Source organism: Algoriphagus pacificus, from assembly GCF_017254845.1.
In the GTDB taxonomy this organism is placed as follows: Bacteria; Bacteroidota; Bacteroidia; order Cytophagales; family Cyclobacteriaceae; genus Algoriphagus; species Algoriphagus pacificus.
Genome location: NZ_JAFKCU010000002.1, coordinates 487,963 through 508,109, shown reverse-complemented (window position 1 = coordinate 508,109; position 20,147 = coordinate 487,963). Strand labels below are relative to the sequence as shown.

Genomic DNA, 20,147 nt, shown 5'->3' with positions numbered 1-20,147 from the left:
CTTGAGCTAACTCAAAACTTAGAGAAAGATCCCTCCTGCCACTTCAATTCGCTGACCATTGATCCATCTTGCATCTTCTGAACACAAGAAAGCGACTACTCCTCCTATATCTTCTGCTTCTCCTACTCTTCCCAAGGCTGTTGCACCGGCTACCAAAGTTCTTTTCTTCTCATTATCGCGGTTTTCGCCACCACCAAACTCCGTTGCAATAGCTCCAGGTGCCACAACATTCGCTGTAATTTTTCTTCCTGCCAATTCCTTTGCCAAATAGCGTGTCAAAACGTCAACTCCACCTTTCATAGCTCCATAGGCTGAAGAATTTGGCAAGCTGAACCGAGCCAATCCGGAGGAAATATTAATGATTTTCCCTCCGTCGGCTAAATAAGGAACCGCTTTTTGTGTGAGAAAATACACCCCTTTTAAGTGTATATTCATCATCTCATCAAACATGGCTTCTGTTGTCTCCAAAAAAGGCACATACAATCCTGTGCCTGCATTATTGATCAGGAAGTCAAAAGTGGAATGCTGCTTTTCGCTTTGCAGGTATTCAAAAAGAATGGTGAAAAAAGCATCAAACCCCTTGATATCACTGGTATCAAGCTGTAATGCCTTTGCGCTTTGACCTAGTTTTTCAATTTCAGCAACTACCTCTTCCGCAGCTTTATGATTGGTATGATAAGTAATAATCAGATCATTCCCTTTTTCAGCTAATCTGATAGCCATATCTCTTCCCAATCCACGGCTACCGCCTGTGACTAAGGCTATTTTATTTGTCATCATCTGTTTTGTTTTTTTGTTCTACAAATCTCCGCATGAATCAGTTCAGAGATTGAACATTTTTTGGGTGAGACGGTAAAGCTAATCTTCTAACTCTTCTTCAATCTTTTCTAATATCTCATTTAAGTCCTTCATTAAAGGGTCATAATGTGAACTCTTGGTAGCCTCGCTAGTCAGAATAAAAGTCAAAAGATTGTTTTCAAATTTTTGTGAGTTCAATATGGAAAAGTTGCTTTTTTGCTGGCCGGAAACAGGAAGTCCTAAAGCATCCATGGCACCGGCATAACTCAAAACAGTCTGCATGCTATACTCATCTTCCCGAAAAAGATCCAAAACATATTCTCTTTGTAAAGACAACTCCTCCTCCTGATTTTTTATATCCTCCAAAGTTGCTACCCAAGTAGTTAATTGTCTTCGAAGATCGATGTTTGAAATATCTTTCAAACTCCCTGAGTTAATCATCTCATTAAGCAGAGAATTATTTGAATTGAAAGTGATATCATTTGAAAAGCTTTGGAACAACAATTCAGACAGTTCTTTTTCGCTGATATCCTCAGTTGCTTGTTGCATCATTTTCACCAGCATTTTTGAGCTTTCCAGACTTTGTTGGTTGACAGAAATCAATTCTGTAAGTTTCATTTTACTGATTTGAAACTCATCCTGAAGCCCTTGTAGATAATTTTGCTCCTGATTCCTTTCTATTCTTTTGAGATTTGCATTATTGATAGCCAAAGCGATTAAAATCCCTATAACCACTAAAACAATCTCTCCCGAAGCATAAATCAGGTAGTTTTTGAGTCGATTTTCTTGAATAAGTTTCTTTCGGATTTTTCTAAAAAATTTAATCATTCGAGATATTCCTGTTTGGTGTAACGCCTACAAATTATAAAATTCTTAAAAGTAAGCTTATTTTCAGGGCAGTAGAAGGTAAGATTTTTGGATCTCAATCTTTATTTATCCCTATTTAAAAACCAAATGGATAAAAATCTAAATCCCTCAGTCAGCAATTTTCTAGATGGTTTGGATCATCCTTTCAGGGAAGAAATTGATTTTTTACGCTCAATAATTCTCGATTCAGAAATTGGAATTGAGGAAAATATCAAATGGAATGGTCCTAATTACTCCTTTCAAAACAAAGACCGGATCACCATGAGAATCCATCCTCCAAAAAAACAGGTTCAGTTGATCTTGCATCAAGGTGCCAAAAAGCAGGAACAACCTACATCTAGATTGATTGAGGATCCGAGTAAACTTTTGGTTTGGAAAGAAAATGACAGAGCAATAGTAACATTTAAAAGTAGGAGCGAAATTGAGGATCAAAAAGCTGAATTGACTCAGATCATAAAAGAATGGATTAAAGCTTCTACCTAATAAAGTATCAAAAACATTAATAATGTTAAAGTATGAAAAATCACCTATGGAGTTTACTCTCAGTCCTTTTGGTCGCTAGTTGTGGACCTCAAGATCAACCCAAAGAAACCTCCACTTCGTTTGAGCAAACATGGTGGAAAGAAGGAATCCTCTATCAAATCTATCCACAAAGCTTCAAAGACACCGATGGGGATGGTTTTGGGGATTTTCAAGGAATTATAGAAAAGCTGGATTACATAGAGAGCTTGGGGATTACCATGGTTTGGATGAACCCATTTTTCGAATCTCCTCTAGTAGATAATGGCTATGATGTCGCCGATTACAGAGCAGTCCTACCGAGGTATGGAACTATGGATGACTTTCAGCAAATGCTGGATGGTTTTCACCAGCGTGGGATTAAATTTGTTTTGGATGTTGTGGTCAATCATAGCAGCATTGATCATGAATGGTTTAAACAATCCCGAAGTTCGAGAGACAATCCTTACCGCGATTATTATCATTGGTGGCCTGCCGAAAATGGGGAACCACCGTACAGACATAGTCTTTTTGATCCAGAAGGAGCTTGGGAATATGATTCTTTAAGCAATGCGTACTACCTCCATACATTTGCAGAAGAACAACCCGACCTGAATTGGGAAAATCCTAAGCTTCGTCAAGAGGTGTATGATATCATGAAATTTTGGGCAGAAAAAGGAGTGGATGGTTTCCGAATGGATGCCTTTCAATTTGCCAGTAAAGACACAACTTGGCCGGAATTTCCTGAAGGACATGAAAAAGATTTTATCAAATGGTACGGTATGCGTCCTCAGCTTCATGAATACCTAAAGGAGATGTATCATGAAGTTCTGGAGAAGTACGATGTCTTTGCAGTGGCTGAAGGCGCCGGAAGCACTTTCGAGGATGCTCATAAACTAGTGGACGCAGACCGTCAGGAGTTACAGATGGCTTATCATTTTGAATCGGTTGATATGTCCCGAACTCCAGATGGATATGAATTGGCAGACTTTAAAGAAGTTTTCACCAAATGGGACAGTGCATTTGCGGAGAATGGATGGATAGCCATCTTTTTATCGAATCATGATAATGCCCGTTTGGTCAACCGCTTCGGAAATCCGGATCCGGAATTCCGCACTCCATCCACTCAGATGCTCAATACTTTTTTGCTTAGCATGCGGGGAACCCCTTTCACCTACTATGGCGATGAAATCGGCATGACTAATATGGACATGCCTAAAATCGAAGAATATGTAGATGTGGAAGCCAAAGGCAAGTACAAAGCAGCTTTAGCAGCAGGAGAAGACATGGAAAGATTTATGGAAATCCTGAACTACAGCTCAAGAGAAAATGGAAGAACTCCCATGCAATGGGATGACTCGGAAAATGCCGGTTTCACCACGGGAACTCCTTGGAAAAGGGTGAATGAAAATTATTTAGAAATCAATGTAGCAGCTCAGGAAAAGGATCCTAACAGTATTTTGAATCACTTTAGAAAAATGGCTCAGGTCAGGAATGAAAACCCTGTACTGGTTTATGGAAATTATGAGCTACTTCAAAAGGATCATCCGACTGTCTATGCATTTACAAGAACTTTAGAGGAAGAGAAAATGCTGGTTTTGCTGAATTTCTCTGAAGAAAACTCATCAATTACGCTAGATGAAATAGGAGATTTAGATCAGATAGTAATCAATAATTATCCTGATTTGGATACATCGGAAGGTTCAATCACGCTCTTGCCTTATCAAGCAGCAATCGTTAAAATCAATTAGTCCTGTATTAAAATGAACGAACAGCTATCCAAATGGAAACCCGAGCTCTACAATGAGAAGCATGCATTTGTTTATCAGTATGGAGAGGAGTTAATTCAATTGCTAGATCCAAAACCGCATCAACGAATTTTGGATTTAGGATGTGGTTCTGGACAATTGACTGCAAAAATCAACGAGTTGGCAAAAGAGGCTATCGGAATTGATAAGTCTGCCGAAATGATTGCAGATGCCATAGCGAAATTCCCAGAAATTGAATTTCAAGTGGCTGATGCGAGCAATTTCAGCTTTAATCAAAAATTCGATGCGATTTTCTCCAATGCTACACTTCATTGGGTTAAAGACTATCATGCCTCAATTCAATGCATGTATGAAAATTTGGTTCCAGGAGGAAAACTAGTTTTGGAATTTGGGGGAAAAGGAAATGTCCAGACCATTGTTAAGGCATTGAGAAATTCTCTTCAAGGCAAAGGATATCAAAAACAAGGGGAATTAGCACTTTGGTACTTTCCTTCCATTGGAGAATATGCCTCAGCGTTAGAAGCTGGTGGATTTAGAGTCCTTTTTGTTCAGCATTTTGACCGTCCTACTGAGCTCGCGGATGAAAACTCCGGCATTAAAGACTGGATTTCCATGTTTGCCGGGTGTTTTTTTTCAGGAATTGACGAACAAGATATCGAGGTAATCAAAGGAGAGGTCCAGGAAAGTATTAGAGAAATATGCTTAATCAACGGTAAGTGGTTTGCTGATTACAAAAGAATTCGAATAATTGCCATAAAGGAAGCTAATTAGCTGGCCTAGTATAATTTAAATTTGATCAAACCTTTCTATTAAGATCACAAATCTTGTCGCAATACCTCCTCTTTTTGACGGATTTTATCCCAGTTTATTTGTTCAGTGAAAGTAAATTTGATTCTATCAATTTAACTTAAATCCTATGGCACTAATTAATCCACATATCAACTTTAATGGAAACTGCGAAGAAGCATTTCATTTTTACCAATCGGTTTTTGGTGGTGAGTTCGCAATGATCATGCGTTTCAAAGATATGGCCAGCCCTGAGCAACCATTTGCGGAAAAGGAAGCTAACAAAATCATGCACATCGCTTTACCAATTGGAGGTAATATCCTGATGGGAAATGATGTTCCTGAGTTTATGGGCAAGGTTAATGAAATGGAAAACAGATCCAAAATCTCCATCAGTGCATCAAGCAAGGAGGAAGCAGACAAACTGTTTTCAGGCCTTTCTGCAGGTGGAACTATCGAAGTTCCTATCGATGGAAGCCCTTGGGGATCCTACTTCGGGATGTTTCGGGATAAATATGGAATTGAATGGATGGTAGACTACGATCCTAAATTTCAAGGTAAACCCTGAAAATTATAACAAAGCCCGGAATTAAAATCCCGGGCTTTATTTCTTATCCTATTTCAACATTTCCTGAATGGCAGGCGCTGCTTTTTCATCAGGATATTCCAGTCCCAAAAATTTAAAAACTGTTCTCGCAACCATAGCAGATTGCCATTGACCGGAAGTTTTCATTTCTCCCAATGCAGGAGTATCCGGCCCAATAACTGCCAACCAAATCTCTCCAGCATTACGCACAGATGATCCATGACTTCTCCAGGAGGTTTTTGAGGTGCCTCGTCCATGATCTGTCCCGATGATCAAAGTTGTTTTATCCTTGTATTGAGGATCTGACTGAACAAAATCCCAGATTTCTTTGATATAGGCATCGGTTTGCTTAGCAGACCATAAATATTGATCGTAATGATTCTCATGTGCCCAATCATCGGTCTCGCCATACGCGATATAAAGGACCTTTGGCTTCTTATTTTTTAAAGCTGCCATCGCATAATTCTGCGTAAACACATCCAGTCTCACACCTCCCCATGGGCCTCTGATCTCCTTTTGCATCTTGTTGGTCAGGAGTTCTTGCGGACTCAAATCATCTCCTTCAGCCACATCAAAGCCAGCATTGACAGGAATTCCACTTCTAGACTCATTGATGATGTATGGAAAAACATCCCAAGACCCAAAAGCCATCACTTTTCGCTGATATTCTGGCATTTGATTCAAATATTCCAGCATGGTTTTATTCGGATTATCCGTTTTATCATTGCTAGTGATTCGGGAATCATCTGAAAAACCACTCAAAAATTCATTGTATCCAGGATAGGAAAACCACATGGTATTCTGATTATTGACAAAATTGCCATAAGCGCGATTACCGTAAATCTGACCTTCTTTCGCAAGGATATTCCAGAAAAATGGAAATAATTTCTCACGACGAACCAATGGGTTTACATCCCAAAATTCAGCAAGCAAAGAACCAGGACTCTCAATCATACCAGTGTCATCCACCAACAAAGAATCTGCTCCGGTGAATACTTCCTGCCATCTCATTCCATCCAAAGTAATTAGAATGACGTTTTCGGTTTTGTATTCCTGAGCTTGAGTTAAACCTGTTTGCAGTATTAAAACCACAAAAAGTAAAAGCCCTTGTTTGATATTTTTCATAGTCAGTATCGGTAAATTGAAAAGTTTCCGCCAAATCCCATCAAAGGTTTGGCGGAAATCATGCTTTGAAAATAGGCAATATTAATCTACATCCCACCAAACACCCGTGATAATGGCATTAGGACCTGATAGATGATCCTTTTCTCGAAAATCAGCTTTATTCAAGAAAAAAAATTAAGGCAGAAGGGTAAAACCACCTTTGACTAGAATCTTTGAATTTTCATCCAGTTTTTGATTGGGATAAATCTCAACCAATTGATCATTTTGACGGCCTAGCTTTACCTCCACTTTATCTAAATTGAAAACATTGTCTTTTGAAGCTTTCTGGACTAAGACATAATCAACTCCATCCGAGTTTACCACAGAAGACGCTGGCAAAGACCAGCCTTCCTGAGGAGCTAATTTTATTTTGGCTTCCAAAAACATTCCCGGAACCAGTTTGCTTTCCAGACTTTCATCTATCAAATGAGCATGAACAGGTATAAATCGCTGTTCGCTGATTGCTTTTCCTACCATGTGAACTTTGGCCTGAAACTCCTGTCCTGGCATATCCGGCATGGTAAAACTCACAAGTTGCCCCTCCTCTACATGAATCGCATCTTTTTCAAAAACGCTTAATTCAATATGCATATGACTTGTATTGATCAAAGTTGCTGCTTTGGAAGCTGAGGGTAGATATGCTCCTGGAACTGTGAAAATCGACTCCACAAAACCCGAAATCGGTGAGATTACCGGAACTTTCACCTGAATAGTAGTTGCTGTCAAATTATCTGTGTTGACATGGATCATGCCCAGTTGTTTCTTCAGACTTTCAGCTCTAGCCAAGGTGGTTTGATATTCAGATTCAGCTTTTAAGTAACCTTTTTGAGATGCGATTTTTTCTCCAAATAGCGTCTTTTGTCTCTCGAATTCCTCTTTCAGGTAATTCAATTGGCTGGAAGCTTCCAAATAATCCTGTTGCAAACGCACAAACTCAGGGCTTTCCAAATAGAAAAGAACCTCACCTTTTCTAATCTGTTGTCCTTCGATCAGTTTGAGACCACTGACGTATCCTCCATAGAAAGGAGTTATATCCTGCATTCCCTCAACTGGGATCTTGATCTCACCCTGAACTTTTACTTCTTCAGAAAATGTCTTTAAAACCATATTTCCCCACTGCATGTCCATGGCATCAAATTGTGCCTGAGTCAGAGTAAGTTGGTCGGATTCCCCTTCCATGGATTGCAAGTCAATTCCTGTAGCAGTTTCTTCTGTTTTTGAAGAACATTGAACAAAAAAGAGGGACCCTAGAATCAGGATCAATCCCCATGAAAAGGTTGATTTTATAGCTTCCATCAGTTGATGAGATAATTAATTTCTAAAATATTCATTTGGTAATTGTACCTGCTTTCTAAATACTGCAAGGTGATATTCATGGAGTTTTCCATTAGCTGTACGTATTGCAAGAAGTCTATTTCACCTTCCTGGTAAGACCGCTGAGCTTGTTCCATCAGTTGAGTTGCCAAAGCCTCTCCCTCCTCCTCATAATAGCGAATCACTTCTTGATTTTGATCCAGCTTATATTGCGTTTGATTGTACCGCGAATTCAGTTTATTCTGATAGTTCAAAGCTTCCAATTCCATCATTTCTTTATGGAATTCACTCGCTCTCACTTGCGATCTTTGTGCACCAAAAAACAAAGGAACTGTAATTCCACCTTGTATTCCCGGATAAACTTTGGAATTAGGAAAGGAATTGGTTCCTCTGAAGACCTCCACCTGAAGATCAGGAAGCAACTTCCTTTTTTCCACCTGGACTTGGTGAGAAGCTTGAATCAAAGCATTTTCATAGTAGCTCACACCCGGATGAGAAGCCGCTTCAAAATTTATATCAGTCTCCAATTCCAAGGATGTAGGCACGATTTCCAACTCACCTTGCCAATTCAATAAGGTTTTCAGTTCTTCAATAGATACCTGATAATTCTGCTTTGCTTCTGTCAGTTTTAATCCGATTTCCCTTTGCTTACCCGAAGCTGTCAATTTCTCCAAGTAATTGGTTTCACCGAGTTCAAACCTGCGATTTGAAGCAGAAGAGAAAGCTTTGTAGAGACTATCCAAATTGGAATAATGGGCTGAAATCTCATTCCAATGAACTGCCGTAAGATAGGCTTTGCTAACCTGCCCTTTGAGTGTTCTTTCCTGCAAATTCAGCTGACTTTGCTGCATTGCTACTTGATCTTCCAAGACATTCTTTTGCGCAGCATAGAGAGAAGGAAATGCAAAGCTCTGACTCAAACCCCATTTACTGTTAGAATAGCCGTTTTCTGCAATGTCATTTTCATCCCTTCCAAAATAGACGTATGTTTTAGACACATCCCAACCTGCTCCCGTCTTGACAGTGGCCGCTTCCAAACCTTTAGAAGCTGCTTGATAGGTCAGATTTTGTTCCAAAGCGATATTCAAAGCCTCATCCAAAGTGATGGAATTTTGAGTTTGTCCGAAGGAAGTAGAAACCAATCCTAGAATTAGAAATAAGCTTAAGGCTACTTTTTTCCCTGGTAAAGGAGGTTTTTTGACTGAAGTTTTGAATAAGACATAAAGTACAGGAAGAACAACCAAAGTCAAGATCGTTGCTGAGATCAATCCACCAACAACTACTGTGGCCAAAGGCCTTTGAACTTCCGCGCCAGCCGAACCGGAAACTGCCATCGGCAAAAATCCCAAAGCTGCTGCTGATGCAGTCAACAATACAGGCCTCAAACGCTCTTTTGCACCGATTTTCACCAACTGCTTGATATCTGAATATTTGGATTCCATAGACTTAAAATGTTCAATCAATACAATTCCATTCAACACGGCAATCCCGAATAAGGCGATAAATCCAACTCCTGCTGAGATACTGAAAGGCATATCTCTGATCCAAAGAAGCAAGACTCCACCAATCGCAGAAAGTGGAATTGCCGAATAAATCATCAAGGCATCGCGGGTACTGGAAAAAGCAAAATACAAGAGGACAAAGATCAAGAATAAGGCAATCGGAACAGCAATAATCAATCGGTCTCTTGCTTGCTGTAGGTTTTCAAACTGACCTCCATAGTCTACTCGGTAACCTTCTGGGATATCGATTTTTGTGCGGATGATTTCCTGAATATCATCCACCACAGATTGTAAATCCCTATTTCTTACATTCACTCCGACGACTATTCTTCGCTGCGTATTGTCTCTCGAAATTTTCGCAGGGCCTTTGGTATAGGTGATTTTGGCTAACTCCGAAAGCGGAATGCTACCACCTCCAGGAAGCTGGATAGATGCTTGCTCTAAGTTGGAAATGTCTTTTCTAAAATCCCTTTCAAACCGCACTACCAAATCAAATTGCTTTTCTCCTTCGAAAACTTTTCCTGCAGCAGCACCTGCAAAGCCCATCGTTACGATATCATTCAGCTCAGCTATATTCAAACCATACTTGGCTATTTTACTCCGATCGTATTCGATTTTCATTTGTGGCAAACCATCCACTTTTTCTACCACTATATCAGCAGCTCCCTCAACACCTTGGATAGCAGCTTCAATTTCTTCGGCAGTTACTAAAAGCTGATCTAAATCTTCTCCAAATACCTTGATAGCCAAATCAGCACGTACCCCAGTGATCAATTCATTGAATCTCATTTCGATCGGTTGGGTAAATTCATAGTCCAATCCTGGAATTACGGTTAGTGCTTCCTTGAATTTATCTGCCAATTCGTCCTTGGTCTCAACCGTGGTCCATTCAGATGGTGGATGCAAAGTCACAATCACATCAGTTTCTTCCATGGACATGGGATCCGTCGGGATTTCTGCAGCACCGATTCTGGTTACCACCTGATTTACCTCAGGGAATTTCTTCAGAATTTTCTCTATCTGAGTCATGGTCTCGACAGTATTCGAGAGTGTCGTACCAGTTTTCAATACAGGTTGGATTACAAAATCTCCCTCATCCAATGTTGGCACAAACTCCGAACCCATGCTGGAAAACAATAGAATACTTCCAACCAATAGTGCGGCGGCAGAACCCAAAACGATTTTCGCATGATCAAGCGCCCAAGCAATGGTTGGCTCATATACCTTATTGATCTGCTTGATGATCCGAGTGGAAATGTTTTTTGGTCCTGGAGGAGTTGTCTTTAAAAACAGGGAAGAAACTACCGGTACATAAGTCATTCCCAGGATCATTGCCCCGATCAAAGCGAAGCTGAACACTTCAGCCATAGGACGGAACATTTTCCCCTCTACACCAGACAGTGAAAGAATCGGAATAAAAACGATGATGATGATGATCTGCCCAAAAATGGCCGAATGCATCATTTTGGAAGCTCCTTCAAAGGTTATCGCATCTTTTTCTTGCTGGACTTCTGTTTTAGAAAGCCCATCAAACCCTTTGTTCACTTGCGTGAATCGATAAGCAATGTATTCTACAATAATAACTGCCCCATCGATGATGATTCCAAAGTCAATTGCACCCAAACTCATCAAGTTAGCATCAACTCCAAAAATGTACATGAGAGACAAAGCGAATAACAAACTCAATGGAATGACTGATGCCACCACCAAGCCTGAACGGATATTCCCCAATAACAAAACGACTACAAAAACCACGATCAAACAGCCTTCAATGAGGTTTTTAGCGATAGTGGAAGTAGTTCTGCCTACCAGTTCTGAACGATCCAAGAACCCATTGATCACAATTCCTTCGGGAAGGCTGAGCTTCATTTCTTCGATTCTTTCCTTCACTCGTTCAATAGTTCCTTTGGAATCCGCTCCTTTGAGCATCATGATTTGTCCCAATACTTTCTCCCCTTCCCCATTTGCTGTAATCGCACCAAATCGATTGGCGTGTCCAAAGCCAACTGTAGCAATATCCCGGATATAAACAGGAGTTCCATCACGGGATTCCACCACGATATTTCCGATATCTTCCAGACTAGTTACTAGTCCTTCCCCACGGATAAAAAAACTTTCGTTTGTTTTCTCTATATAGCTACCTCCTGCAATTGAATTGTTCTTTTCCAAAGCTGAAAAAACCTCAGAAAGCGAAATCTGCATTCCTTTTAATCGCTCGGGGTTAATTGAAACTTCGTATTGCTTCAGGAAACCTCCCCAGGTATTTACTTCGACTACACCCTGGATTCCAGAAAGCTGTCTTCTCACTACCCAATCTTGAATTGTCCGAAGATCAGTGATGGAATATTGATCCTCGTAGCCAGGCTCCACATCAATGACATACTGATAGATCTCACCGAGACCGGTTGTAATTGGACCCATAAATGGCTGCCCAAATCCATCTGGAATACTTTCTTGGGCGATTTTAATCCGCTCAGCAATCAACTGACGAGGAAGGTAAGTACCCAAATCATCCTCAAAAACGATGGTTACTACAGAAAGCCCAAACTTGGAAATGGATCTGATTTCTTTGACACCTGGCAAATTTGCCATTTCCAATTCCACTGGATAAGTCAGGTATTTCTCTACATCTTCTGTAGCCAGATTTCTGGATGTGGTGATAACTTGAACCTGATTGTTGGTAACATCTGGAACTGCGCCAATAGGAAGATTGCTCAGAGCATAGATCCCGAATCCAATCCATCCTGCGATAAAAAGAAAAATGATGAGCTTATTATGGATGCTCCACTGAATAATCTTGTCTACCATGAACTCTAATTAAGATGCTACAAAAATCTAGAATTAGACCTATAGTCATCTTCAAGAATCCTTAAGATTCCCTTAAAAATGGTCTGTGGTCAAATGAGCAGACGAAAGGTACTTCCTGCACCTTTTTCACTTTCCACAAGAATCTGAATACCACTTTCTTGAGCAAGTTTTTTAACAATTGCCAAACCTAATCCAGTCCCGGGAATCACTTGCTCCAAAACATCTGGCTCTCTAAAAAATGGATCAAAAATCTTATTCAGATTAAATTCATCTATCCCTTGTCCCGAATCGGAAATCACGATTGAGGTTTGTTGATTCACTTTCCCAACCTCCACTATGATCTTTCCTGAGGAGTATTTGATTGCATTTTGAATCAGATTATTCAAGATCATCTGTAAGGATTTCTCATTCACCTGGGCAAAAATCGGGAGAGATTGCTCTGTTCTAAATTCTATTTCCCGCCCAGATTCACGCAAGATCTGATCAGCCACTTCCTCAACAAAAGATAAAATCTCCACTTCATCCTTTGGAGAAAAGCCTGCTTTCTCAACTCTAGCCAAAGCAAGCAATTGATCAATCATCGCAGACATCCTATCGATGCTGGTCAAAGCAGTCTGGATTTTAGCGACATACTCTTCCGAAGTCCTCGGCTTCCGGATCAAAACTTCCAAAGTTCCTCTTAAAACCGATAGTGGAGTCCTCAACTCATGGGAAGCATCAGAGGTAAATTGCTTTTCACGAATCATGGATTGCTCCAATCGGAATAGCAATTCATTGATAGATCGAGTCAGCTGGCCGATTTCATCTTCTTGGTCCAAGTCCGGAACGCGCTCATTCAAGTTGCTTTGAGTTATCTGATTGGTTTTGTGAATGATTTCTTGGATTGGTTGAATACTTTTTCCTGCCAAATAACGCATCGTCAGGAAGAGAGAAATCAAAATTCCGGGATACAAAATCAGGAGGATATTTCTCAGGTTATTCAAAAGCTCTCGGGCATCCTCAAAGGAAGTTGCCACCAATAAATAGCCTTCGGCCTTCCCTTCATGCTTCAATAAAATCTGCTTTTGACGGACTTGTTGATTGCCAATTTTAATGGTCCAAGCTCCTTCTTTCGAATTCCATCCCGGATGAAAGAGCAATCGATTTGGGCCAAGGTTTGGGGATTTATCCATGGAATTACCTTCCAGATCCACTATTTCTATAAAAATCGGATTTAGCTGAATTTCCTGATGCTCTTGCTCCTGCCATTCATCTTTATGCATAAAACGGATTTCACCATCCGCCAGAAAAATCTGTCCCACATGCTCGTTTGTCTCCAATTCGAGTTCTCGATCGATATTTTCCACGACAGTGTAATTCACCACCAAGTAGATAATCCCGAAAACCAGCATCACCAGCAAAGCCGTAACAAAGGTTAGCCTCCGGGCCAATCGCTCTTTATAGGAACTATTTTTCATCTTTCCTTTGCCATATAACCTACCCCACGAACTGTCTGAATATAATCCTCATCCTTTTGCAAATCCAGTTTCTTACGAAGGGAATTGATAAATACATCAATCACTCCTGTATTGTAATCAAAATGGATATCCCAGACACTCTCTATAATTCGAGTGCGGCGGCAAACTTTGTTTTTATTCCGCAACAGGTATTCCAACAGTGCGAATTCCTTTTGAGTCAATTGAATTTCTTCTTCGTTTTTGAAAACCTGATGACGATCGGTATACAAAACTATCGGGCCTAAGGTGAATTTTTCATGCTCTCCGACTTTGGATCGAAGCTGAACCCGTATCCGCTCGAGCAACTCCTCAAAATGAAATGGTTTTTTGATGTAGTCGTTTGCACCGGACTGAAGGCCAAAAACCGTTTCGTCCAATGTGTCTTTGGCAGTCAGGAAGATAATTGGAGTATTCGGGAAGGACTTTCTGAATTGCCTGGTAATCTCAATGCCGCTGATTCCGGGCAGCATCCAATCAAGCAGCAGCAAATGATAGTTTCCGGATAAAGCCAGATCTAATCCTACTTTCCCGTTATCAGCCACGTCAACTGCAAAAGATTCCTCTTCCAATCCCTGTTTTAAGAAATTGGAAATACCTGGCTCATCTTCTACTACCAAAATTCTCATTTCTCTTGAATCGAATTAATGTGCATATTCTTCCCGTTCAAATCAGTAAGCTCTACCTATCCAGGCATTTGCTTTCGCCATTCAAGCTCTATCTTGATTTTCTTCCGAATCAATCCATGATGGAATCCTCTTTAAATTAATCAAAAATGCTTTCAACGGTCAAATTCAAAATTAGCAACTTCGAAGAGAGACCTAAACACTAATAAAATCAACAATTAGAATTGTGATTGATCGCATCAGAACTTAAAAAGTCAAAGCACTGAATTCTAGTTATTAATCTGCTAAAAACATCCTTAAGATTTTCTTAAAATTGTTTCTCAAAAAGAAAGCCTTCCACTATGTAGAAGGCTTTTCCTTTAGGCAGTTTCTAAAATCTGCTTATTGGTTTTTCTCTTTTGCGGTGACTTTTTCTTCTTCTTATTGAGCCAAATCAAGGTTCCCGTAATCGGTAAACTTGTAGCAACCAAACAGGCTAAAAACCAAATGAACTTAGTGAACTGACCGAAAATCTCCCCCGTATGAAGCGACTTGACAGATCTACCAACTTGTTGTCTCCAAGGCAAATCAGAAAATAAATTCGCTTCTTCAACTGCCAATGAATTAGGATTCAATTTCAATTGATCTGAACCTGCTTTTGCAAAAAATCCTGTTCTGTATTTACTTACTGAAATGGCTTCTGCATTATTTTCAGGAATAGAAATTCTCAAGATTCCCTCGTATGGCAAAGCCTCATTACTTGCTAAAATGACCTCATCCAAAGTATGAAACACGCCTGCTTCTAAAACTTCCGGTTCTTTTTCTTCATTTTGGGCTTGCGCTTCATTAGGATCTCTGTAAGTATCCCAAGTCTTCTGCCAGCCTTCTCTGTACCACTGAAATGACCAAAATGGCCCCGTGGCTCCCATGATCAATAAAAAGACCAAAGAGTAAAATGCCAAGGTGTTGTGAAGATCATGATTTACCCGCTTCCAGTTTGCATTCCATTTGATTTTAAGGCCTTGTCTCCAGTTTTTAACCTTCTTAGGAAACCAAATCACAATACCTGTCAAGACCCCTAAGGTGAAAAGTAAAGTTGCCACACCGTTGATAAATCTGCCCAGATCACGGTTTGACATGCTTTCCATAATTGGAGTTTCGATTCTATCCAGCATCAACCAACGGTGCAAACTGAACATGTATCCCATAAATTCAGAAGCAGCTGTTTTATCGCCTGTATTCCCTAAAATTTCAGCTGTGTATGGATTCACATAGAAGCTGGTTCCTCTTCCCTTATCATCAGATTTTTTCAAAGTAAACTGCACACTCTTTTCAGGATCCTCATTCCAGCTTATTCCAACTACATTTCCTTCCTGAGTCAGTTCCAGCTGCTTTTTAATCGCTTCAGCACTCATTCGATTCCCAGCGGCTTCCACTTGATGCAATTCAGGATTAGCCATTTCTCTGATCTCAGAATTGTAAACGTAAATGGTACCACTCAAACAAACCAGGATGACGATAAGGCCAGAAATTAAACCTGCGTAGAGGTGAACTTCATTAAAAATATGTCTGATTGAACTCCAAATTGATTTGTTAGCCATCGCTTCTCTCACTGATTATTGGTCCGAATTTCTGATTGCGCAGTACTGATTGGCAAAAATAAGAATCACAATTATTATTTAGACTAATTCTAATATAAATTTTTAAAAAATTGTTTGTCTTGCAGTTGACATGTGATAATCGGGCAAAATCCCTTACTTTATGCTTTGACTTAATAAACCAGAATCACCCTTTCTATGAAAACTCTTTCTCAACTAACCTTCTTGATTTTGATCCTGGCATTTTTCTCTTGTGAAAAGCCCGTTGTCAAAGAAATGCCAGAGGTTAATCCTGAATTCCAAGAAATGCTTGAAGCGCATGGAGATTGGTCAAAATGGATTCAGGCAAAGGCGATGAGTTTTACTTTGTTCCACGAAACGAACTTGACGCAAGAGAATTATTTCATCAATCTGGATTCAAGAAAAGTACGCTTGGATGCCAGTGATTTTTCCATTGGAAAAGATGACAACGGCACTTGGGTTAGTCCAAGTCGAAGTGCCTTCGGAGGTAAATCGATTGATTTTTACCACAACTTATATTTCTACTTTTATTCCATTCCCTATGTTTTCACTGATCCGGGAGTTACTGTCAAACAAGTGGAAAACAAATTATTGAACGGGATTTCTTATAAAACACTGCAGGCTACCATGGGAGAAGGTGTTGGGGCGAGCCCAAATGATCAATACTTTATGCTTTTAAATTCGGAGACTGGAAGATTGGAATATTTGCTTTACACAGCCAGTTATTTTGGAAATCCAAATCCAACTATGAATGCCTTGAAATACGATGATTACAGAGAGACAAATGGATTGGCTTTTCCGAGATTATTGACAGGGTATACTTACGAAAATGATTCTACCAAAGGCATCCGAAATCAAGTCAGCTTTGCAGATGTTTTGATTCTAGATGAATTATTCAACAATTCTATTTTCGAGAAGCCTGAAAACGGAGTCTATGCGGATTGATTTTGCTCTTGAGAGCTAAGTTGAGAGATTTCCACTTTTGTAAATAATGTAGAACCACCACTTCCTGCAAAATTCCCCTGTACCGGGTTGGTTAATCTTGGGTTTGCATTTGCTGCCAAAGGAATGTACTGATGGTTGGTCAGGAGACCGAGACTTGGATCTAAACCGACCCAACCTGCTCCAGGAAGATAAACTTCCAGCCAAGCATGGAGTTCATGTCCTTCATTCAATTCTGGATTAAAAGCATAGCCGCTCACAAAGCGACAAGCCAATCCAATTTTGCCCAGCATATTCATTTGCATCCAAGCTAGGTCACGGCAAGAGCCTTTTTTTACTTGAAAAGTATAATCTGGACTCCAGAGGTCTTGCTCATACCTGATAATATGCTCCCAATTCTGATGGATATGGGCTGTTACTTGCATTAAAAACCCCAAAATATCTTCTTGTCCCTTCCAAAATTCACCTACCAGCTTCCGCATTTCATCTGGTCCTGATGCTGAAATATAGGGCTCAACCAAAGCCTTTTCTTCTTCTGAATAATGAAATAAAACCGGAGAATTAGCAGATATAGCCTGAACAAACTCGAAGTCCAAAATAAAATCAAAGGGATTGAAGCTTTTGAGCTGGACAGTCATGGAACTCTTGATTTCCAGCTTGCGGGAAGGTTTTGAAAACCAAAGTTGCGAGAAGAAATTTCCAGAAAAATCTATTCGCTCACTCATTCCATCTGGAGTTGGTGAGACAAGCATCTCCTTTTCCACTACATCAAAATACAGTCTGTTTTGAGGCAATAGATACAAGAGATGTATGCCTAGATAAACTTCATTATCGTAGTTGTATACTGTAAGATGGTTAATTCTAAGTTTCATGTGGGTTGGTTCACCCTGTCTAATTTTCCTTACACTCAGGATTGAGTCTGCGATTGTTCGCTCACTTGGTGTTCAAAATTATCCCTGATTCTAAAGAAGTTATTATCTATCAAATCAGAAATATGGATAATCTTCAGCTGCAAGCTATCCAGATATTGATGCAATCCAATGGTTATTATTTCACTGACTTCAGCATATTCCAGTTTTGACCTCAATTCACCCATGGCTTTTTCAGCCGAGTTTTGATAACCTCCAGCAGAATTTCCAGAAATGTTCAGCAAGCATTTTTCAGCCTCGCGGATGCAATAATATATGGACCTTGGAAAGTACTTATTCAATACTAAAAATTCCACCACGCCTGCAGGATCTATATTTCCATAAAGTCTCCTATAGGAATTAAATCCTGTCACAGATTTCAATAGTGCCATCCAATGCAAGAAGTCCAATGGTGTACCCACTTCTTCCGGTGAAGGAAGCAGGATATGATATTTGACATCTAGGATCCTAGAGGTTTGATCCGCTCTTTCCAAGAACTGCCCCAATTGCCTGAAAAACCATCCTTCTACTCTTGCAACGGTATTATCGGCAATTCCATAAATTAATAGAATTTGGTTCTTGATTTTCTCGAAAAACAAACGTGGATCTTCTTTTTTCCACATTTTCTTTTCAGCTCCATGCTTGATCATGTAGTAGAGCTCATTCACCTCTTCCCAGGTTTCTTTACTCAAACTATCCCGGATGATTCTGGCATTTTCTCTGGCATTGGAGATGGTATTGATCATAGAGTTCGGATTCTTTTCATCAAAGGAAAGAAAGAACAAAACCTGATCTCTAGAGAAAGTCTGATGGGTATCCAAATACAATTTCATATCGCCTGTCGCGGCGATTAATGGTTGCCATTGCTCTTTTAAATCCAATGGCAAATCTTGCATCAGATTGAAATTCACATCAATAAATCGCGCGTAATTTTCCGCTCGCTCGAGGTATCTTCCCAGCCAATAAATATGATTTGCAACTCTACTTAGCATAGTTTTTTAATTATATAATACCCATGTATCCTTACTTCCTCCACCTTGTGAGCTGTTCACCACAAGTGATCCTTTCTTCAATGCTACCCGGGTCAATGCCCCTGGAATCACCTCAATTTCTTTTCCATACAAAATGTAAGGTCTAAGATCCACATGTCTTCCCATAATGCCTTCATCGGTCAAAGTAGGAACAGTTGACAAGGAAAGTGTCGGTTGAGCGATGTAATTGGATGGGTTGCTTTTAATCAGATTTTTGAAATTTTCATGTTCTTCTTTAGTGGCTTTTGGTCCAATCAACATCCCATAACCTCCCGCTGCATTGGTTTCTTTCACAACGAGGTTGTGGATATTTTCCAACACATATTTCCGGTCTTGCTCTTCTCGGCATAGATAAGTGGGGACATTGTGAAGAATCGGATCTTCATCTAAGTAATATTTGATGATTTTTGGAACGTAAGCATAGACAGCTTTATCATCAGCTACTCCAGTTCCAGGAGCATTTGCCAAACCAATGTTACCAGCTTTGTAAGCATCAAAAATCCCTGGAATGCCAAGCATTGACTTAGGATTGAATGTCAAAGGATCTAGGAATGAATCATCAATTCGTCTATAAATCACATCGATCTGCTGTAAACCTTTAGTGGTTTGCATGTAGACTTTTTTGTTTTCAACAATCAAATCCACTCCATTCACAAGCTCAACTCCCATCTGAAGTGCCAAATAGGAATGCTCAAAATATGCCGAATTATAAATTCCCGGCGTCAAAACTCCCACGACAGGCTTTGCTTTTCCACTGAGGTTTTGCAGCATTTTCAAAAGCTTCATCGGATAATCCGAAACTGGCATCACCCCTTTTTGATTGAAAAGCTCAGGATAAACGCGCTTGATGATTTCACGGCTTTCGAGCATGTAAGACACGCCAGATGGACATCTTAAATTGTCTTCTAGGATGTAAAACTCCCCGTCTTTATCTCTTACCAAATCTGTTCCGGTGATGTGACACCAGATTCCCTTGGGAGGAGTCAAACCTAAACATGGTTTTAGAAAATCTTTGCTGTTCAATATCAATTCTGCTGGGACAATCCCGTCTTTCAGAATCTTCTGATCATTGTAAATATCCTGAAGAAATAAATTGAGGGCGTATATTCTTTGTTTCAGCCCAGCCTCTAGCTTTTTCCACTCGGGATTGGAAATTATCCTAGGAATGATATCCAAATGGAGGATTTTCTCCATTCCTTGATTATCATGATAGACGTTGAAAGTCATCCCCATCGCCAGCTGCGTTTTATTGGCAGAATATTGAAGATGATTCATTTTTTTGGAGGATGCTTTATTTAAAAAATTATAAAAGCCCTCGTAATGTGGCCGCACTGTCCCATCCGGCATAAACATTTCGTCAAAATGCTCACCGGCGCTATATCCTTCTGTTTTCATGAAAATCAAACTTTACAATTTGTAAGTCAAATAAGATAGCTCAAAATAGATAAAAGTCAAAT

At 39.9% G+C, this 20,147-nt stretch carries 16 protein-coding genes; 5 read left to right on the top strand and 11 right to left on the bottom strand.

Annotation, left to right across the window (positions count from 1 at the left end; genetic code table 11):
- Nucleotides 1-18 precede the first annotated feature (18 nt).
- On the bottom strand, nt 19-780 hold the full coding sequence (locus J0A69_RS08930) for an SDR family NAD(P)-dependent oxidoreductase (RefSeq protein WP_206586213.1): 762 nt from the start codon (nt 778-780) through the stop codon (nt 19-21).
- A 78-nt stretch (nt 781-858) separates the two neighbouring features.
- A complete protein-coding gene (locus tag J0A69_RS08925; protein ID WP_206586212.1) occupies nt 859-1,626 on the bottom strand; it encodes a hypothetical protein in 768 nt (255 codons plus the stop codon).
- A gap of 126 nt (nt 1,627-1,752) precedes the next feature.
- On the opposite strand from J0A69_RS08925, the gene J0A69_RS08920 reads away from it, so the two are divergent.
- The 4 genes from J0A69_RS08920 (at nt 1,753) to J0A69_RS08905 (ending at nt 5,286) form a co-directional block, all read left to right on the top strand.
- Nucleotides 1,753-2,148, top strand: a complete 396-nt coding sequence (locus J0A69_RS08920; protein ID WP_206586211.1) for a DUF1801 domain-containing protein — start codon at nt 1,753-1,755, stop codon at nt 2,146-2,148.
- A 32-nt stretch (nt 2,149-2,180) separates the two neighbouring features.
- On the top strand, nt 2,181-3,914 hold the full coding sequence (locus J0A69_RS08915; RefSeq protein WP_206586210.1) for a glycoside hydrolase family 13 protein: 1,734 nt from the start codon (nt 2,181-2,183) through the stop codon (nt 3,912-3,914).
- A gap of 12 nt (nt 3,915-3,926) precedes the next feature.
- Nucleotides 3,927-4,703, top strand: a complete 777-nt coding sequence (locus J0A69_RS08910; RefSeq protein ID WP_206586209.1) for a class I SAM-dependent methyltransferase — start codon at nt 3,927-3,929, stop codon at nt 4,701-4,703.
- 145 nt (nt 4,704-4,848) lie between these two features.
- Nucleotides 4,849-5,286: a VOC family protein gene (locus J0A69_RS08905; protein ID WP_206586208.1), complete on the top strand. Its 438-nt coding sequence runs from the start codon at nt 4,849-4,851 to the stop codon at nt 5,284-5,286.
- 48 nt (nt 5,287-5,334) lie between these two features.
- On the opposite strand, the gene J0A69_RS08900 is transcribed toward J0A69_RS08905, so the two are convergent.
- The 6 genes from J0A69_RS08900 to J0A69_RS08875 form a co-directional block, all read right to left on the bottom strand.
- A complete protein-coding gene (locus tag J0A69_RS08900) occupies nt 5,335-6,429 on the bottom strand; it encodes an alkaline phosphatase family protein (RefSeq protein WP_206586207.1) in 1,095 nt (364 codons plus the stop codon).
- Between the two features lie 174 nt (nt 6,430-6,603).
- Complete coding sequence (locus tag J0A69_RS08895) at nt 6,604-7,764, bottom strand: efflux RND transporter periplasmic adaptor subunit (RefSeq protein ID WP_206586206.1); 1,161 nt, start codon at nt 7,762-7,764, stop codon at nt 6,604-6,606.
- On the bottom strand, nt 7,764-12,092 hold the full coding sequence (locus J0A69_RS08890) for a CusA/CzcA family heavy metal efflux RND transporter (RefSeq protein ID WP_206586205.1): 4,329 nt from the start codon (nt 12,090-12,092) through the stop codon (nt 7,764-7,766). The genes J0A69_RS08895 and J0A69_RS08890 overlap by 1 nt, the downstream gene beginning before the upstream one ends.
- Nucleotides 12,093-12,181: 89 nt before the next feature.
- A complete protein-coding gene (locus J0A69_RS08885) occupies nt 12,182-13,549 on the bottom strand; it encodes a sensor histidine kinase (RefSeq protein WP_206586204.1) in 1,368 nt (455 codons plus the stop codon).
- Nucleotides 13,546-14,214, bottom strand: a complete 669-nt coding sequence (locus tag J0A69_RS08880; RefSeq protein ID WP_206586203.1) for a response regulator transcription factor — start codon at nt 14,212-14,214, stop codon at nt 13,546-13,548. Before J0A69_RS08880 ends, J0A69_RS08885 begins: the two co-directional genes overlap by 4 nt.
- Before the next feature lie 356 nt (nt 14,215-14,570).
- Nucleotides 14,571-15,791 carry a PepSY-associated TM helix domain-containing protein gene (locus tag J0A69_RS08875; RefSeq protein WP_206586202.1) on the bottom strand — a complete coding sequence of 407 codons (1,221 nt, stop codon included), beginning with the start codon at nt 15,789-15,791 and terminating at the stop codon, nt 14,571-14,573.
- 195 nt (nt 15,792-15,986) lie between these two features.
- Between J0A69_RS08875 and J0A69_RS08870 the strand changes: the two genes are divergently transcribed.
- The gene (locus tag J0A69_RS08870; protein ID WP_206586201.1) at nt 15,987-16,754 is read left to right on the top strand and encodes a DUF6503 family protein; all 768 of its coding nucleotides are present in this window, start codon (nt 15,987-15,989) and stop codon (nt 16,752-16,754) included.
- Here J0A69_RS08870 and J0A69_RS08865 read toward each other — a convergent pair.
- The 3 genes from J0A69_RS08865 to J0A69_RS08855 are packed head-to-tail and all read right to left on the bottom strand — an operon-like array spanning nt 16,742 to nt 20,085.
- Complete coding sequence (locus tag J0A69_RS08865; protein WP_206586200.1) at nt 16,742-17,623, bottom strand: transglutaminase family protein; 882 nt, start codon at nt 17,621-17,623, stop codon at nt 16,742-16,744. The genes J0A69_RS08870 and J0A69_RS08865 overlap by 13 nt on opposite strands.
- Before the next feature lie 35 nt (nt 17,624-17,658).
- Nucleotides 17,659-18,651 carry an alpha-E domain-containing protein gene (locus tag J0A69_RS08860; RefSeq protein ID WP_206586199.1) on the bottom strand — a complete coding sequence of 331 codons (993 nt, stop codon included), beginning with the start codon at nt 18,649-18,651 and terminating at the stop codon, nt 17,659-17,661.
- 6 nt (nt 18,652-18,657) lie between these two features.
- Entirely contained in the window at nt 18,658-20,085 is a 1,428-nt protein-coding gene (locus J0A69_RS08855; RefSeq protein ID WP_206586198.1) for a circularly permuted type 2 ATP-grasp protein, read from the bottom strand.
- Nucleotides 20,086-20,147: the final 62 nt, after the last annotated feature.

What these genes read in the sequence shown, in the direction of transcription:
- J0A69_RS08870 (WP_206586201.1), top strand. Translation starts at nt 15,987, where the DNA reads ATGAAAACTCTTTCTCAACTAACCTTCTTGATTTTGATCCTGGCATTT.
- J0A69_RS08895 (WP_206586206.1), bottom strand. Translation starts at nt 7,764, where the DNA reads ATGGAAGCTATAAAATCAACCTTTTCATGGGGATTGATCCTGATTCTA.
- J0A69_RS08880 (WP_206586203.1), bottom strand. Translation starts at nt 14,214, where the DNA reads ATGAGAATTTTGGTAGTAGAAGATGAGCCAGGTATTTCCAATTTCTTA.
- J0A69_RS08860 (WP_206586199.1), bottom strand. Translation starts at nt 18,651, where the DNA reads ATGCTAAGTAGAGTTGCAAATCATATTTATTGGCTGGGAAGATACCTC.
- J0A69_RS08915 (WP_206586210.1), top strand. Translation starts at nt 2,181, where the DNA reads ATGAAAAATCACCTATGGAGTTTACTCTCAGTCCTTTTGGTCGCTAGT.
- J0A69_RS08905 (WP_206586208.1), top strand. Translation starts at nt 4,849, where the DNA reads ATGGCACTAATTAATCCACATATCAACTTTAATGGAAACTGCGAAGAA.
- J0A69_RS08855 (WP_206586198.1), bottom strand. Translation starts at nt 20,085, where the DNA reads ATGAAAACAGAAGGATATAGCGCCGGTGAGCATTTTGACGAAATGTTT.
- J0A69_RS08920 (WP_206586211.1), top strand. Translation starts at nt 1,753, where the DNA reads ATGGATAAAAATCTAAATCCCTCAGTCAGCAATTTTCTAGATGGTTTG.
- J0A69_RS08865 (WP_206586200.1), bottom strand. Translation starts at nt 17,623, where the DNA reads ATGAAACTTAGAATTAACCATCTTACAGTATACAACTACGATAATGAA.
- J0A69_RS08885 (WP_206586204.1), bottom strand. Translation starts at nt 13,549, where the DNA reads ATGAAAAATAGTTCCTATAAAGAGCGATTGGCCCGGAGGCTAACCTTT.
- J0A69_RS08910 (WP_206586209.1), top strand. Translation starts at nt 3,927, where the DNA reads ATGAACGAACAGCTATCCAAATGGAAACCCGAGCTCTACAATGAGAAG.
- J0A69_RS08890 (WP_206586205.1), bottom strand. Translation starts at nt 12,092, where the DNA reads ATGGTAGACAAGATTATTCAGTGGAGCATCCATAATAAGCTCATCATT.
- J0A69_RS08930 (WP_206586213.1), bottom strand. Translation starts at nt 780, where the DNA reads ATGATGACAAATAAAATAGCCTTAGTCACAGGCGGTAGCCGTGGATTG.
- J0A69_RS08875 (WP_206586202.1), bottom strand. Translation starts at nt 15,791, where the DNA reads ATGGCTAACAAATCAATTTGGAGTTCAATCAGACATATTTTTAATGAA.
- J0A69_RS08925 (WP_206586212.1), bottom strand. Translation starts at nt 1,626, where the DNA reads ATGATTAAATTTTTTAGAAAAATCCGAAAGAAACTTATTCAAGAAAAT.
- J0A69_RS08900 (WP_206586207.1), bottom strand. Translation starts at nt 6,429, where the DNA reads ATGAAAAATATCAAACAAGGGCTTTTACTTTTTGTGGTTTTAATACTG.